17 protein-coding genes are annotated in these 13,276 nt (G+C 46.4%); 15 read left to right on the top strand and 2 right to left on the bottom strand.

Features of this window, described 5'->3' with window-relative positions; genetic code table 11:
* The first annotated feature begins 59 nt into the window (after nt 1-59).
* The 5 genes from BLS14_RS10445 to BLS14_RS10425 all read left to right on the top strand — a co-directional run bounded on the left by BLS14_RS10445 (nt 60) and on the right by BLS14_RS10425 (nt 2,565).
* Complete coding sequence (locus tag BLS14_RS10445; protein ID WP_024630680.1) at nt 60-335, top strand: stage VI sporulation protein F; 276 nt, start codon at nt 60-62, stop codon at nt 333-335.
* 170 nt (nt 336-505) lie between these two features.
* Nucleotides 506-685 carry a DUF2768 family protein gene (locus BLS14_RS10440; protein ID WP_063566757.1) on the top strand — a complete coding sequence of 60 codons (180 nt, stop codon included), beginning with the start codon at nt 506-508 and terminating at the stop codon, nt 683-685.
* Nucleotides 686-768: 83 nt separating this feature from the next.
* Nucleotides 769-1,386 (top strand): hypothetical protein, encoded by a 618-nt coding sequence (locus BLS14_RS10435; protein ID WP_090951470.1) that lies wholly within the window; start codon nt 769-771, stop codon nt 1,384-1,386.
* A gap of 16 nt (nt 1,387-1,402) precedes the next feature.
* Nucleotides 1,403-1,756 carry a 2Fe-2S iron-sulfur cluster-binding protein gene (locus tag BLS14_RS10430; RefSeq protein WP_063566759.1) on the top strand — a complete coding sequence of 118 codons (354 nt, stop codon included), beginning with the start codon at nt 1,403-1,405 and terminating at the stop codon, nt 1,754-1,756.
* A 35-nt stretch (nt 1,757-1,791) separates the two neighbouring features.
* The gene (locus BLS14_RS10425; RefSeq protein WP_079694050.1) at nt 1,792-2,565 is read left to right on the top strand and encodes a hypothetical protein; all 774 of its coding nucleotides are present in this window, start codon (nt 1,792-1,794) and stop codon (nt 2,563-2,565) included.
* Between the two features lie 152 nt (nt 2,566-2,717).
* Here the strand turns inward: BLS14_RS10425 and BLS14_RS10420 are convergent, their stop codons facing one another.
* Nucleotides 2,718-3,107 (bottom strand): tautomerase family protein, encoded by a 390-nt coding sequence (locus tag BLS14_RS10420; protein WP_090951468.1) that lies wholly within the window; start codon nt 3,105-3,107, stop codon nt 2,718-2,720.
* 455 nt (nt 3,108-3,562) lie between these two features.
* On the opposite strand from BLS14_RS10420, the gene spoIVA reads away from it, so the two are divergent.
* The 5 genes from spoIVA to BLS14_RS10395 all read left to right on the top strand — a co-directional run bounded on the left by spoIVA (nt 3,563) and on the right by BLS14_RS10395 (nt 9,461).
* The gene (gene spoIVA / locus BLS14_RS10415; RefSeq protein WP_024630674.1) at nt 3,563-5,041 is read left to right on the top strand and encodes a stage IV sporulation protein A; all 1,479 of its coding nucleotides are present in this window, start codon (nt 3,563-3,565) and stop codon (nt 5,039-5,041) included.
* 219 nt (nt 5,042-5,260) lie between these two features.
* Entirely contained in the window at nt 5,261-6,358 is a 1,098-nt protein-coding gene (locus BLS14_RS10410) for a sugar ABC transporter substrate-binding protein (protein WP_090951465.1), read from the top strand.
* Nucleotides 6,359-6,467: 109 nt separating this feature from the next.
* Nucleotides 6,468-7,985 (top strand): sugar ABC transporter ATP-binding protein, encoded by a 1,518-nt coding sequence (locus BLS14_RS10405; RefSeq protein ID WP_090951463.1) that lies wholly within the window; start codon nt 6,468-6,470, stop codon nt 7,983-7,985.
* Nucleotides 7,982-8,968 (top strand): ABC transporter permease, encoded by a 987-nt coding sequence (locus tag BLS14_RS10400; protein ID WP_063566763.1) that lies wholly within the window; start codon nt 7,982-7,984, stop codon nt 8,966-8,968. Before BLS14_RS10405 ends, BLS14_RS10400 begins: the two co-directional genes overlap by 4 nt.
* Before the next feature lie 220 nt (nt 8,969-9,188).
* Nucleotides 9,189-9,461, top strand: a complete 273-nt coding sequence (locus tag BLS14_RS10395) for an HU family DNA-binding protein (RefSeq protein WP_024630670.1) — start codon at nt 9,189-9,191, stop codon at nt 9,459-9,461.
* 66 nt (nt 9,462-9,527) lie between these two features.
* Here BLS14_RS10395 and BLS14_RS32520 read toward each other — a convergent pair whose 3' ends face one another.
* Nucleotides 9,528-9,689 (bottom strand): hypothetical protein, encoded by a 162-nt coding sequence (locus BLS14_RS32520; protein ID WP_157258423.1) that lies wholly within the window; start codon nt 9,687-9,689, stop codon nt 9,528-9,530.
* Nucleotides 9,690-9,836: 147 nt separating this feature from the next.
* On the opposite strand from BLS14_RS32520, the gene mtrB reads away from it, so the two are divergent.
* From mtrB to BLS14_RS10370, 5 genes are all read left to right on the top strand, one after another.
* Complete coding sequence (gene mtrB / locus BLS14_RS10390; RefSeq protein ID WP_024630669.1) at nt 9,837-10,058, top strand: trp RNA-binding attenuation protein MtrB; 222 nt, start codon at nt 9,837-9,839, stop codon at nt 10,056-10,058.
* A gap of 98 nt (nt 10,059-10,156) precedes the next feature.
* Nucleotides 10,157-10,708 carry a hypothetical protein gene (locus tag BLS14_RS10385; protein WP_063566764.1) on the top strand — a complete coding sequence of 184 codons (552 nt, stop codon included), beginning with the start codon at nt 10,157-10,159 and terminating at the stop codon, nt 10,706-10,708.
* Between the two features lie 101 nt (nt 10,709-10,809).
* On the top strand, nt 10,810-11,673 hold the full coding sequence (locus BLS14_RS10380; protein ID WP_064636846.1) for a heptaprenyl diphosphate synthase component 1: 864 nt from the start codon (nt 10,810-10,812) through the stop codon (nt 11,671-11,673).
* A gap of 15 nt (nt 11,674-11,688) precedes the next feature.
* On the top strand, nt 11,689-12,417 hold the full coding sequence (locus tag BLS14_RS10375; RefSeq protein ID WP_053780684.1) for a demethylmenaquinone methyltransferase: 729 nt from the start codon (nt 11,689-11,691) through the stop codon (nt 12,415-12,417).
* A complete protein-coding gene (locus BLS14_RS10370; RefSeq protein WP_063566766.1) occupies nt 12,410-13,276 on the top strand; it encodes a UbiA-like polyprenyltransferase in 867 nt (288 codons plus the stop codon). The genes BLS14_RS10375 and BLS14_RS10370 overlap by 8 nt, the downstream gene beginning before the upstream one ends.

Below are 13,276 nucleotides of genomic sequence, written 5' to 3'. Positions count from 1 at the left end.
ACCTTTTTTGCGGTGCACTCATATTATACACATGAGTATTGCCGGAGGAGGGGAGACGAATGGCTAACAACATTTCCAAGGAAGCGCTGAAAGCGATCAACAAAAAAACAGGGAAATCGATTACGGAAGGTGCCGTCAAGAAATTGGCGAGTACAGTAAAACCGTCCACCATGCAGAATGAAGCTCAGTTGCGCCAACTGATCAAGCAAGTATCCGCCATGGCAAAAGTGCCGGTATCTGAGGATACAGTTCAGGATATCGTGAGTGCCGTCAAAAAAAGCGGATTAAACCCAAACAGTATGGAATCATTAATGAAAATGATGATGAAAAAATAATAGATCGCGCCTGCATGCAGGCGATCGAGCAAGACAAAAAGACAAGTCGGCATTTGCCGGCTTGCTTTTTGTCTTTTTTTTGGAAAGCTGAGCAATGTTTCGTGTTATAATAGTTGCAATTGTCACAGTGTCAGTGATGAATTACGGACTGAAGGGGAGAACTCTGGATTATGAACGCGATGGACAAGATGTGGCTTTCATTGGTCGCAATCCTCATTATGGGACTATCTGTATTCCTAATTACGTTTGCTCGCTCCAAAACGAAAGGCGTTGTACGGGGCATTCTTTCTTTAATCGCTTTTCTCATTATGCTGATTGGCCTTTTCGGCGGAATAGCTTCTCTGACCTGATCTTTCTCGCCTGAGAGATAACATCCGCATAAACACATCATAAGAACTGACACAACGAAAACGGATGAAGGGAAGGTGAGCCGATGAGGTCGCATGAAACGGAGGATCGGACAGAGCGCTATCCGGAATTACACGCGGCTTTGCTGGAAACGGCGAAAGCTTGGGATACAGAGCCTTATACGTGGCTGCTTGGGGGAAGCTGTGGGTTGTTGCTCCAGCAGGTGGAATTACAGCAGGCTCCCAGAGATATTGACATTTACGCTGATATCACCGCCGCGAAGTTGCTGCATAAATCTGCGCCTGGAATGGTACTGGACGAGCCTGTCGTAGATAAGACGGGACCTTATGCCTCGCTACTCAGTCATTATCAGGTAGGGACTTGTGCCTTGGAACTGGTTGGGGGTTTCGAAGTGTGGTCACGTAAGAGTTGGTACCGCATTGAAATTGAGCATGTATTGGCCGAGTATGCACCTGAAGCCAAAGTAGGTTCTTACACATTGCGTCTAATGCCGCTTGCTCATGAGCTGTTGTTTAATCTAATGAGAGGCCGTGCCGATCGTTACGAACCCATTGCAAGGCAGATTCGGCAGATGCCTGAATCACATCAACCTCTAATGACTTTATTGGGGAAGCAAAATATATGGACAAGCCGATTCAGAGCAGAAGTGGAAGAGCTTGTTGGCTTCGAATGGCCTCAGTAAGTTAGGAGGAAGAATGATGGATTACAATATTACATTTTTACCGCAAAATAAAACGATTCGGCTAAAGCCAGGGGTAACGCTGTTAAATGCTGCACGCCGTGCAGGGGTTAAAATAGCAACGCGATGTGATGGAAAGGCAGCCTGCCTGATGTGTAAGGTGAAAGTAGATTCGGAACATCTAGCAGCGCTGCATCCACCAACAGATGCGGAGAAGCGTAAACTAGGTTCACTGCTGGATGCAGGCACTCGACTGTCATGTCAGGCGAAGGTGCGGGGATCGGTGACGGTTCATGTTCCGGAGGACCCTCTGAAGGCAGCGATTCGTAAACAATTGGAGCGTCAGCAGCAGGAAGAGGACGATTGGTTCTAAGAATACCTGAGTGGAACGATTCAAGGAGGATACGGATGAACGTGAATATGACGAAGAACGTGAAACCAAGAAGGCAGAGGCGTCATTTGCAGAAGATGTCCTGTCTACTCTTATTCCTATTGTTTGCTTTTACAGCAACGGGGTGTATGTATCAATCCCAGAGTAATCCCGATCCCAAAATAGCTTATAGGGAAAGCTTAAGCCGTATTCAAACTGCGGTAGAAGCATTCCAACAGGATCAGGGGATTTTGCCCATGGTCAACGCAGATATGGAAACACCGAAATATGAAAAATTCAGAGTTGATCTGTCCAAGCTGAAACAGCAGGGGTATCTGGATGAAATACCCGGCACGGCGTTTGAAAGTGGTGGGAGCGCTTACTTTCTCATTCAGGATGAAGAAGTGAACCCGACAGTCAAAGTCATGGATCTTCAAACGGTACAGAAAGTAAATGATGTTCAACGAATGGTCAATCAGTACAAGTCCGTACATAACAATCAACTACCAAGTGGGGAAGAACTGTATCCTGGGCTATACGCTGTAGATATGGAACAAGCCGCACAGGCTGGTGCCCCAGCGGTTACACTGAATAGTGTATATTCGGGTCAGGAACTGCCTTTCATGATGGATGATGAGGGCAATGTCTATGTAGATTATGCTTTTGACATTATGCAGGCTGTAGAGAAGTCAGATAATGCTCCAACAAAAGTGGAAGATTTGCGTGAATTCTTGCTGGAGCATTCTTACTTTGTCCCTGTAAAATCAGTCGCCTATACCTGGCAGAATAACACCCCGATTGCAACAAAGTAATAATGAGCGTTAATTCGATTCGAATGCACGCAATCCATTGATTGTCCTTAAGGTAAAAAAAAGAGATATTCCGCATCACGGGATATCTCTTTCTTATAAGTTGGTTTATAGTCACATCATATGGTCCATAAGCTATATTCAGATTACTTTGTTCAGACCTCCACTTTATAACTCAAGTCAAGTTCATCACCGGGTAATCCCCGAATACCCCAATGACTGCGCGGTGTTTCAAATATAGTAATCTCCACATCATTGGGCGACAATTTCAACTGTTCGTTCATCCGTGTGAATAATTGCTGAATGAGTTCTTTCTTGACTTGATCTGTTCGGCCTTCGAACATGCTGATTTCAATAATGGTATACCCTGCTGAACGATCAGAGGGAAAAAGAAAATCATCCGTGTTCATGGGAAAGTAACGTTGAAACTTCTTGTTCTCCGGTAATCCCACAACATCCACCATAACGGAGTGTATAACTTGTGAAAGCTGCTCTTTCAATGGGTTCAAGTACTCACCTAGTCCATATACTTTGATCTGTGCCACGCTCATCTCACCTTTCTCAGCTCGTTATCTCTGCTCTTCTCTGCTAAAAAATGCCTTACCTTCACAGTATACCTTCTGCACGGCTTGAACGGTAACACGAGAACCAAATGAACGAACCGGCATAAAAGCTTCGGCACGCTCATAAAGTAGATTGTAATAAAGACGCGCAGTCCGAGAGCGGGGCAATTCTCTTAAGGCAACTACCTTGAGAAAAAAACAAAAAATACGCGTCATAATGCTGCATACGGATACATAAGATGATACTAGTCCAATTGCATGTACGAGTTAACGCCGCTCTCGCCGATTTCATCAGAATGCAACGTTCGGCGGCGGACGACTTCCGGGCACTCACAAAGGCGGCTCTACCGTTGCAGGGATTTCAGTCTTCTGATTGAAAAAACGAAGCGGATGCTCTTTAGCATTTTTCCTTCGGAGTAATTTAGGGAGGGATTTCATTGGAGAAAGTGGACATTTTTAAGGACATTGCCGAGCGGACCGGAGGGGATATTTATCTCGGGGTTGTCGGCGCAGTCCGGACGGGGAAATCAACATTTATCAAACGTTTCATGGAAACAATCGTCTTGCCGAACATTACAAATGAGGCAGACCGTGCGCGGGCAGTGGATGAACTGCCACAGAGCGCAGCTGGCAAAACAATCATGACTACGGAGCCAAAATTCGTACCGAATAATGCGGTTCAAATCAAGGTCGCCGAGGGACTTGATGTCAATGTGCGCCTTGTGGATTGCGTAGGCTACGCAGTGGAAGGAGCCAAGGGATACGAGGATGAGAATGGACCACGCATGATCTCCACGCCATGGTTTGAAGAACCAATTCCTTTCCAGGAAGCCGCCGAAATTGGCACACGCAAAGTCATTCAGGAGCATTCCACACTGGGTGTGGTGGTTACAACAGACGGCACGATCGCTGAGATTGCCCGGAGTTCCTATGTGGAATCAGAGGAACGCGTTATAGCCGAACTGAAGGAAGTAGGCAAACCGTTTGTACTGGTGATCAACTCGACTCGCCCTCGCAGTGAAGAAGCGCTGCAGTTGCGCAGTGAGCTTGCTGCCAAGTATGACATTCCGGTTATGACACTCAGTGCAGCTACAATGACAGAAGATGATGTCACAGGTGTGCTTCGCGAAGTGCTGTATGAGTTCCCTGTACATGAAGTGAATGTGAATTTGCCGAGCTGGGTGATGGTGCTGAATGAAAACCACTGGCTGCGCAGCAACTATGAAAATTCCGTTCGCGACACGGTTAAGGATATTCGCAGGCTGCGTGATGTGGATCGAGTTGTTGCTCAGTTCATGGAATACGAATTCATCGACCGAGCCGGTCTGAGCGGCATGAACATGGGGCAGGGTGTAGCAGAAATCGATCTGTATGCACCGGATGAATTATATGATCAGATCCTCGTGGAAGTTGTTGGTATTGAAATTCGAGGCAAAGATCATCTGCTGCAATTGATGCAGGAATTCTCCCATGCGAAGAGGGAGTATGATCGCTTCGCTGAGGCGCTGGAGATGGTCAAAACGACTGGCTACGGCATCGCGGCTCCATCCCTCGCCGAAATGGCATTGGATGAACCTGAACTCATCCGGCAGGGTACCAAATTCGGCGTCCGCCTGAAAGCAACCGCACCATCCATTCACATGATCCGGGTCGATGTGGAATCGGAGTTTGCACCGATTATCGGAACGGAAAAACAGAGTGAGGAACTGGTGAGGTACTTGATGCAGGACTTCGAGAACGATCCGATCAAGGTATGGGATTCAGATATGTTCGGTCGTTCGCTGCATTCCATCGTGAGAGAAGGCATTCAGGGTAAAATTGCGATGATGCCAGATAATGCACGATATAAATTGCAAGAGACGCTGGGACGTATCATTAACGAAGGTTCAGGTGGATTAATCGCCATAATTCTGTAAGTCCAAAAGGCCGTAGGGGTACCCCTCGCGGTCTTTTTCTTGTTTTATTTTCATGATTCTGGATGAACTGGATAAGATACTTTAGTTTCGAATAAAAACTTAGCGAGTTTTAGCTTTAAATTACTAAAACCCATTTACATACTAGGGATTAGCCGTTATATTAATATTCAACTATTGTGATCGAGATCACAGAGAGAGTGTGAACAGGGGGAGAAAGAGATGAGAATTAAAAATACAAAATGGGTATGGTTGAGTGTGCTGCTTGTATTTACATTGGCGCTGTCCGCTTGCGGAATTAAAAAAGAGCCTGCTTCAACTACAGCTTCTGGCGCAGCAGAGGACAAGCCTCAAACCGAAGCAGTAACAGGCCCACTCAGTGGAAAACGAATTGCACTGATCATGGAATTTAACACAGGTACGTTCTCACAGCAATATGTGCAAGGGGTTAAAGAAGAAATCGAAAAATTCGGTGGACAATTGACTACGTTTGTCGCCGATAATGATAAAGCCAAAATGGTATCGTTGCTCGATAGCGCAATTAACCAGAAATTCGATGCCATTCTAACGGATCATGGGGATTCCTTGCTGACGCCGGGCGTGAAAAAGGCAGTAAAACAAAACATTCCGGTTGTTGTGTTCGATGCAGACATTAGTGTTCCGGGAGCAACAGTGTTGTCCCAGGATGATCAAAAGATGGCTGAACTTACGCTGGAGCAAATGAAAAAAGATATCAACGGACAAGGCAATATCGTAAAAGTATGGGTTGCCGGCTTTGCACCAATGGAACGTCGTCAGGTTGCTTATGGCAAGTTCCTGAAAGAGAACCCGGACATTAAGGAGATTGCAACGTTTGGTTCAGCTCAGAACCCGGCGCTGGATACACAAGCCAAAATGGAAGCGATTCTGAAACAATATCCAAAAGGTGAAATCACAGCGGTATGGACTGCATGGGATGAGTTCGCCAAAGGTGCAGCGCGTGCCATTCAGCAAGCAGGACGTGACGAGATCAAGGTATATGGTATTGATATGAGTGATGAAGATTTACAGATGATCCAAGATCCGAAAAACCCTTGGGTAGCTTCCGCAGCGGTTGATCCAACAGACATTGGACGTGTACAAGTCCGTTATGCATACCAGAAGCTGAACGGGGATGATACAGAGGATCAAGTGGTTCTCAACCCGGTTTATGTACAGAGCGATGCGCTGCCTGACAAACAAATCTCCACTTCAGAGCTGTCCGAGTATGTTGAGGGTTGGGGAGGTAGTACACAGGGAATCAAGGAATGGATGTCGGAATACGGAGTTACTGCTAAATAAAACAGCGTAACGGAGGCGCGCCGCAAGGCGCGCTTTTTCCAACCATGATGGAATATAACTACATGAGAATAGTGACACTCCCGGAGGGGAGCGATTGGAGGTTGGCGTCATGAGTACTGCACCGATTCTGCTTCAAATGGAACATATCCACAAGCAGTTTGCAGGCATTCCTGCACTGAAAGACGTGGAGTTCTCCGTGAAAGGCGGAGAAATTCATGCGCTGCTAGGTGCGAATGGTGCCGGCAAGAGCACATTGATGAAAATTCTATCTGGTGCCTATCAACTGGATCAGGGTACTATCCAATTAAGTGGGCAAACGCTTCATCTGAATTCACCAGGCGATGCCAAAGCGAGTGGTATTCACTGTGTGTATCAAGAGGTGGATGCTGCGCTGGTTCCCCAATTGACAGCTGCCGAGAACATTATGCTGGATCAATTAGCGTCGCCGAGTGGAGGTTGGTGGAAAAGCCCGCGGAAACTGCAACAGCGTGCGGCTGAAGCTTTGCAGCAATTAGGAGCGGCTATATCCGTTCACAAAAAAGTAGCCGACCTGACGCTCGCGGAGAAGCAGATGATTCTGCTCGCACGTATCCTGATTCAGGATGCGAAGGTCATTATTTTTGATGAACCAACTGCACCGCTGAGCCAGGAAGAAACGGATGCTTTTTTCCGAATTGTACATTTGTTGAAAGAACGCGGAGTGGCATGTATTTTTATTACTCACCGTCTTCCTGAAGTTACAAGTCACTGTGACCGCGTCACCGTGATGAGAGATGGACAACATGTGTTCACGGGTGAGGCAAAAGAGCTTACGATCAATGATCTGGTGACACAGATGCTCGGAAAACCGTTTGAGGAAGAGTTTCCCAAGACAGAAGCACCGGTAGGAGAAGTGTTGCTGGAAGCAAGAGGACTTCGGCGTGGAGTCCGAGTCAAGGGTGTGGACCTATCTGTTCGTCGAGGCGAAGTGCTTGCTGTAGTAGGGCTTGTAGGTGCGGGGAAAACGGAATGTTCCCGCTTGTTGATTGGTGCAGATCGGTTGGAGAGTGGAGAGATTCGGCTTAACAATCGTGAACTTCGTCTTTCCCAACCTGCTGATGCTGCTGCTCTGGGAATTGTCTCCGTGCCTGAGGAACGGCGGAAACAGGGGATTTTGATTGAGGAAAACGTGGAGCGGAATTTGAGCCTGCCTTTGCTTGGACGTCTTAGTAGATTAGGTTTTGTAAGTCGAAAGCGAGAGCGTGAGAATGCGGAATCTTTAGTGCAGCAACTCGGTATCAAAACATCGTCAGTGCGACAGGAAGTGAAGTATTTAAGCGGTGGCAATCAACAAAAGGTGGCCATTGGCAAATGGCTGAATGCCGACGCAGACGTCTTTATCTTTGATGAGCCGACAAAAGGTGTGGATATCGGCGCCAAAAGTGACATTTTTCGCATCATTAACGAACTGGCTTTGGCGGGTAAAGCTGTTATCTATTTCACGTGTGAACTGGATGAAGGATTGGGCATTGGTGATCGGATTGCAGTCATGTGTGAAGGGACGATTGTAAAGGAATTCAAACGGGGCGAGACCAATCAAGAACAGCTGCTATACTATGCAAGCGGTGGACAAGAGGTGGAAGAATGAAGGATAAATCATTAGATTTCGCGTTCCGTTATGGCGCAATTATCGTTATTATTGGTGTTATAGCATTTTTCGGTATTAAATTGCCTTATTTCTTCACGTACAGTAACTTGACCGATATTTTGGGTTCAATCTCTATCGTGACATTTGTGGCGATTGGTGTTACCTTATCTCTCATTGTTGATGGATTTGATCTTTCGGTGGGGGCGACCGTCTCGCTGACTACTGTCGTTACCGCTTCATTAATGATTTGGTATCAGCAGCCGCTGGCAGTTGTCATTATCGTCCCACTGATTATTGGGGCTGTGATTGGTTGGCTTAATTCCTTGCTAATTGTGAAACTGCGTATCCCGGATCTACTCGCTACACTTGCCACGATGTACATTATCGGTGGAATTCACAAAACGTATGCTCAAGGGTACACGATCTATAACCATATGCAGTTTCCTGACGGAAGCAAGGCTGCCGGAGAGATGGACCCCACATTTCTGCAGCTTGGGCAGGGAAAATGGCTGGGAATGCCGATTTCGGTCATTCTATTGCTCATTGCGGTTATCGGTGTGCATATCTTTTTGACGTATACGAAGTATGGGCGCCAGATGTACGTTACGGGGGGCAATGAAGAAGCGGCACGCCTATCCGGTATCAAGGTGAAAAAGGTGCGTACACTCGCTTATGTAGCTGCTGGAGTGTTTGCTGCAATCGGCGGTATCATCTATGCATCCAAAGTAGGTTCAGGGCAAATTGATGCGGGTTCTCCGTTGTTAATGGAATCCGTAGCCGCGGTATTTGTCGGATTCTCCGTATTTGGTGCAGGTAAACCAAACGTGATCGGAACATTCATTGGTTCGGTTCTGATTGGTGTACTGGTGAACGGTTTGACTATGATGAATGTTCAATATTTCACGCATGATATTGTAAAAGGTGGGGTGCTCGTGCTTGCCCTGGCGGTTACATTTTACGTGTTAAACCGCAACCGCACTTGAAATTGTGTGCTGTCTGTATTAGTATAAAATTTGTTCGGCGTCTGAAACAACCTTTGTTTCAGGCGACATTCTGCCGGAAATGACTGTTGACCGCAGGCCGAGATTTCTGTTCATCACGCTCAAGATGTACGTAGATTTTTTGTGTATGAACGTATATTTCGCTATAAAACGGAAACACAGTATAACATTCAGGACATTGATTCAGGAGGTGAAAAAACAAATGAACAAATCAGACTTGATTACACACGTGTCCGAAGCTACTGAATTGTCCAAAAAGGATGTAACGAAAGCGGTTGATGCCGTATTCGAAGCAATCTCTGAGGCTCTTCAAAGCGGAGACAAAGTACAATTGGTTGGTTTTGGGAACTTCGAAGTTCGCGAGCGCTCTGCACGTAAAGGACGCAACCCGCAAACAGGTGAAGAAATCGAAATTCCTGCGAGCAAAATTCCTGCATTCAAACCAGGTAAAGCGCTCAAAGACGGAATTAAATAAGATTTCTACATATTCCATATGTCGACAAAAAGACCGTGACTTGTTCACGGCCTTTTCTTTTGTCCTTTAATCATTTTTCTTCCTGCCGTCTAGCGACTCCGGCTCATCCGGTTGCTGCGCATAGGCAATCAGAATCAGTTCTTCTCCAGCAGCTGCGGACAGATGCTGTTCAGTTTCTTTTAACTGGTGAATATGCTCGTCTGTCAGTGCTGCGGGAATGTACTTCATAGAGACTCTCCTTTCTGTGGCTGGATCACTTGTAGTATGACCTGGGAGTAACAGATTATTGCGCTCCATTCACATAAGGGCTGGTTGACAAATGAAACAATATTTATCATCATTAACGCTATTGAACTAGGAGAGGGGATGTGCGTGATGGATCATCCAACCGGCAGTGATTATATCGTAATTAAGGCGGAGGAGAACGGTGTCCAGGTGATCGGCTTAACCCGAGGTCAGGATACCCGCTTCCACCATACGGAGAAGCTGGATAAGGGAGAAGTCATGTTTGCCCAATTTACCAATCATACTTCCGCCATTAAAATCCGTGGAAAAGCCACGCTGATCACCAAGCATGGACAAATTCAGTCGGAATAATGAAAATTGCAGGCATAGCCTGCTTTTTTTCATTGTACAATGAGGTATGAGCCTTTACCGGACAGACTACACTAACAGGTAAGGGCAGGGAGGCATTTATGAAACCGCGGATGATCGTGACTGCTTCACTGCTGGCAACGGTTGCGGCGGTCCTTCTGCTTGTTGCCATACAAACCTTACATATGCGTACCTTGGGCGGTGAAAACGTACAACCCGTTTCTGCGGCGCAGCATCCCGTCCAGCTAACAGAAGACAATCTGGTGGACGTGCTGAGCACCATGAAATTATCGACACCCATTGCCAGGGTGGAGTGGAAACGATCCATTTTGACGCTTGATCTAAAGGTTACCGGAACCAGCACAAGTTACACCGAAATCTATGGTAATATGGCTGCTGTGGCAGATCTAGGATTTCGAAGTCTGGATAACGTGGAACAGGTGATGCTGCGTGTTATGGCAGAGGATGAATGGCTTCACAAAAGACATTTGTTGCTCGCTGCCGATTTTCGGCGTGGGGAATGGCCAATGTACGCGATCGAAACGCTTCGAGACTGGAATAGTCCGATCCTCTCGGACGAATTGAAGGACTGGTTTCACATGATGGAGACCGAACTTTGGAAGAAGCAATTCGAAATGTCAAGTCCGGGGTAATAGAATAGCATGATTCAGTGCGTGCCCGATAAACATATGCTATAATATATAAGATTGTAGTGCAGAAATGGTTTAACAATGCAAAGGCTCGGAGGCTGAGAATGAATTCATATCGCGTACCCCAACTAGCAAAGAAATATACGGATTACGACATGATTCGACAACATACGGAAATCCCATCATTTCCGGATAGCCGGGCTCGTCTGCTGCAGGTATTTGTGGGCCGCACAGACGAAAAGGTTCATGATGAGCTATACGCTCTCGCAACCTCGCTCGTTCAGTTGGCCATGGATACGCATGATCGAATCGATACGATATCCGGAGAGCGTAGAGAACTGGAGATGCGTTCACGCCAGCTGAACGTGCTTGCCGGAGATTATTTCAGTAGCCGTTTCTATCAGTTGCTTGCCCATGCAGGCAAAATTGAAATGATCGGTAAACTTAGTGGTGCTGTATCCGAAGTGAATGCACGCAAGATGACGCTGTATGAACGGATGAAAAAGCTTCTCGTTTCGGCTGAAGAATACTTGCGTGAAACAGTACAGCTGAAGATGCAGCTGTTTCTTTCTTTTACAGGCATGATCCGCGATAACGAAGCATCACTATGGAACGACCTGTTGGCCGAATTCAGCTACTGCGAGGCAATTATGGAAGAGCTGCAGCGGATGAATGACGAACAGAACTTTTATCACAGTTATGCTTTCTGGCATATTTACGAGTATGGCAATGACGACGAGCGCAATACGCTGCGTCAGCCGGAGCCTGATACAAGAGCATGGAGTGGTATGGTGCATAAGTATCGGATCGGCGAGTTTTTGCTGGACAAGCTTCGTGAGTGTACACACCGTATACAACTGTTGCTGCAAGACGAGGAAGATCAACTGGGCCTGCAAGAAATTGATGCAATCCTGGAGCCTTACCTGACGTATTTGCAGCCTTCACATGCGGCAGTAAGGGAAGATTGAGGGGGAGACAGACGAATGGGGAGCGGAGAGACCAAACCTAAAGAAGAATTTGTCCATTCTGTTTTTCAGAGTATAGCAGGTAAATATGACGTCATGAATGATATCCTGAGTTTCCGCAGACACAAGGCTTGGCGTAAATTTACCATGAAGAAAATGAATATGTCCAAAGGCGATACCGGTCTTGATTTGTGCTGCGGCACATGTGATTGGACGCTTGCGATGGCTGAAGCAAGTGAAACAGGTCACATGCATGGACTGGATTTCAGCAGCAACATGTTGGAGGTTGGACAAACCAAAGTTGACGCTGTAAATCGGCAAAAACAAATTACGTTGGTACAGGGCAATGCAATGTCACTTCCCTTTGAAGACAATTCATTCGATTATGTAACGATTGGATTTGGACTGCGCAATGTACCGGATCTTAGACAGGTTCTGTCGGAGATGAAGCGTGTAGTGAAACCGGGTGGCATGGTGGTGTGTCTGGAATTGTCCAAGCCGACATGGCAGCCGTTTAAAGGTATTTATTATTTTTATTTTGAACAAGTATTACCCAATCTTGCCAAATTGTTTGCCAAACGTTATGAGCAGTATAAATGGCTGCCCGACTCACTTGCACTTTTTCCAGGAAGGAAGGAACTGGCCGACATTTTCGCTGAAACTGGATTGCAGCAAGTGCAGGCCTACCCTCTAACCGGAGGCGTCGCGGCACTGCATATTGGAACCAAGGAGAATCAGCATGTTTAGGAAAATTCGCATCTTTTTAGAAATGATCAAAATTGAACACACGCTTTTCGCTTTACCTTTTGCATTTATGGGAGCCATCCTCGGTTCCATGGTAGTGAATGATACATTCCCGACCTGGATGCAGATTATGTGGGTGTTACTGGCTATGATTGGTGCAAGAAGTGCTGCTTTTGGCTTGAACCGCATGATTGACCAGGCCATAGACAAGAAAAATCCACGTACCGCGATGAGAGCAATTCCGGCCGGTTTGTTGAAAAACGGTGAGGTCGTTATTTTTATCATAGTATCATTTGTGCTCTTGTTCTGGGCCTCATCCAACCTTAACGTGTTATCCATGCAGCTGTTGCCGATAGCTGTATTTATGCTGGTTTTGTATTCATATACCAAACGTTTCACCTGGTTGTGCCACGTAGTGCTCGGTATGACCATTGGTCTGGCTCCACTTGGGGGTTGGGTAGCAGTAACGGGTACGATGGATTGGACAGCGATTGTGCTGTACGTTACGATTGTGTTCTGGACTGCAGGGTTCGATATCATCTATGCATGTCAGGATCTGGATTTTGATCAGGGCGAAGGCCTTCATTCCATACCTTCCCGTTTTGGTCTTAACAAATCATTGCAGATCGCAAAGTTCTTCCACGTGATTACAGCAATCGGTTTTCTTGCTTTGTTATTGTTGACCGATCTGAGCTGGTGGTATGGAGCCGGAATGCTGATAACTTATGGTATCCTCTTCTATGAACACTATATTGTATCGCCAAATGACATGAGCCGTGTACAAACAGCATTCTTTACGATGAACAGTGTGCTGAGTTTAGTGGTATTTACGTTTACCCTGATTGATTTGGCGGTGAAATAA

It is taken from the genome of Paenibacillus sp. OK060 (assembly GCF_900101205.1).
GTDB classification, from domain to species: domain Bacteria; phylum Bacillota; class Bacilli; order Paenibacillales; family Paenibacillaceae; genus Paenibacillus; species Paenibacillus marchantiae.
This window is presented reverse-complemented; position numbering and strand designations above follow the sequence as displayed.

Excerpts from the sequence above, each read along its gene's own strand:
- BLS14_RS10445 (WP_024630680.1), top strand. The coding sequence starts at position 60 with ATGGCTAACAACATTTCCAAGGAAGCGCTGAAAGCGATCAACAAAAAA.
- BLS14_RS10440 (WP_063566757.1), top strand. The coding sequence starts at position 506 with ATGAACGCGATGGACAAGATGTGGCTTTCATTGGTCGCAATCCTCATT.
- BLS14_RS10435 (WP_090951470.1), top strand. The coding sequence starts at position 769 with ATGAGGTCGCATGAAACGGAGGATCGGACAGAGCGCTATCCGGAATTA.
- BLS14_RS10430 (WP_063566759.1), top strand. The coding sequence starts at position 1,403 with ATGGATTACAATATTACATTTTTACCGCAAAATAAAACGATTCGGCTA.
- BLS14_RS10425 (WP_079694050.1), top strand. The coding sequence starts at position 1,792 with ATGAACGTGAATATGACGAAGAACGTGAAACCAAGAAGGCAGAGGCGT.
- BLS14_RS10410 (WP_090951465.1), top strand. The coding sequence starts at position 5,261 with ATGAGAATTAAAAATACAAAATGGGTATGGTTGAGTGTGCTGCTTGTA.
- BLS14_RS10405 (WP_090951463.1), top strand. The coding sequence starts at position 6,468 with ATGAGTACTGCACCGATTCTGCTTCAAATGGAACATATCCACAAGCAG.
- BLS14_RS10400 (WP_063566763.1), top strand. The coding sequence starts at position 7,982 with ATGAAGGATAAATCATTAGATTTCGCGTTCCGTTATGGCGCAATTATC.
- BLS14_RS10395 (WP_024630670.1), top strand. The coding sequence starts at position 9,189 with ATGAACAAATCAGACTTGATTACACACGTGTCCGAAGCTACTGAATTG.
- BLS14_RS32520 (WP_157258423.1), bottom strand. The coding sequence starts at position 9,689 with ATGAAGTACATTCCCGCAGCACTGACAGACGAGCATATTCACCAGTTA.
- mtrB (WP_024630669.1), top strand. The coding sequence starts at position 9,837 with ATGGATCATCCAACCGGCAGTGATTATATCGTAATTAAGGCGGAGGAG.
- BLS14_RS10385 (WP_063566764.1), top strand. The coding sequence starts at position 10,157 with ATGAAACCGCGGATGATCGTGACTGCTTCACTGCTGGCAACGGTTGCG.
- BLS14_RS10380 (WP_064636846.1), top strand. The coding sequence starts at position 10,810 with ATGAATTCATATCGCGTACCCCAACTAGCAAAGAAATATACGGATTAC.
- BLS14_RS10375 (WP_053780684.1), top strand. The coding sequence starts at position 11,689 with ATGGGGAGCGGAGAGACCAAACCTAAAGAAGAATTTGTCCATTCTGTT.
- BLS14_RS10370 (WP_063566766.1), top strand. The coding sequence starts at position 12,410 with ATGTTTAGGAAAATTCGCATCTTTTTAGAAATGATCAAAATTGAACAC.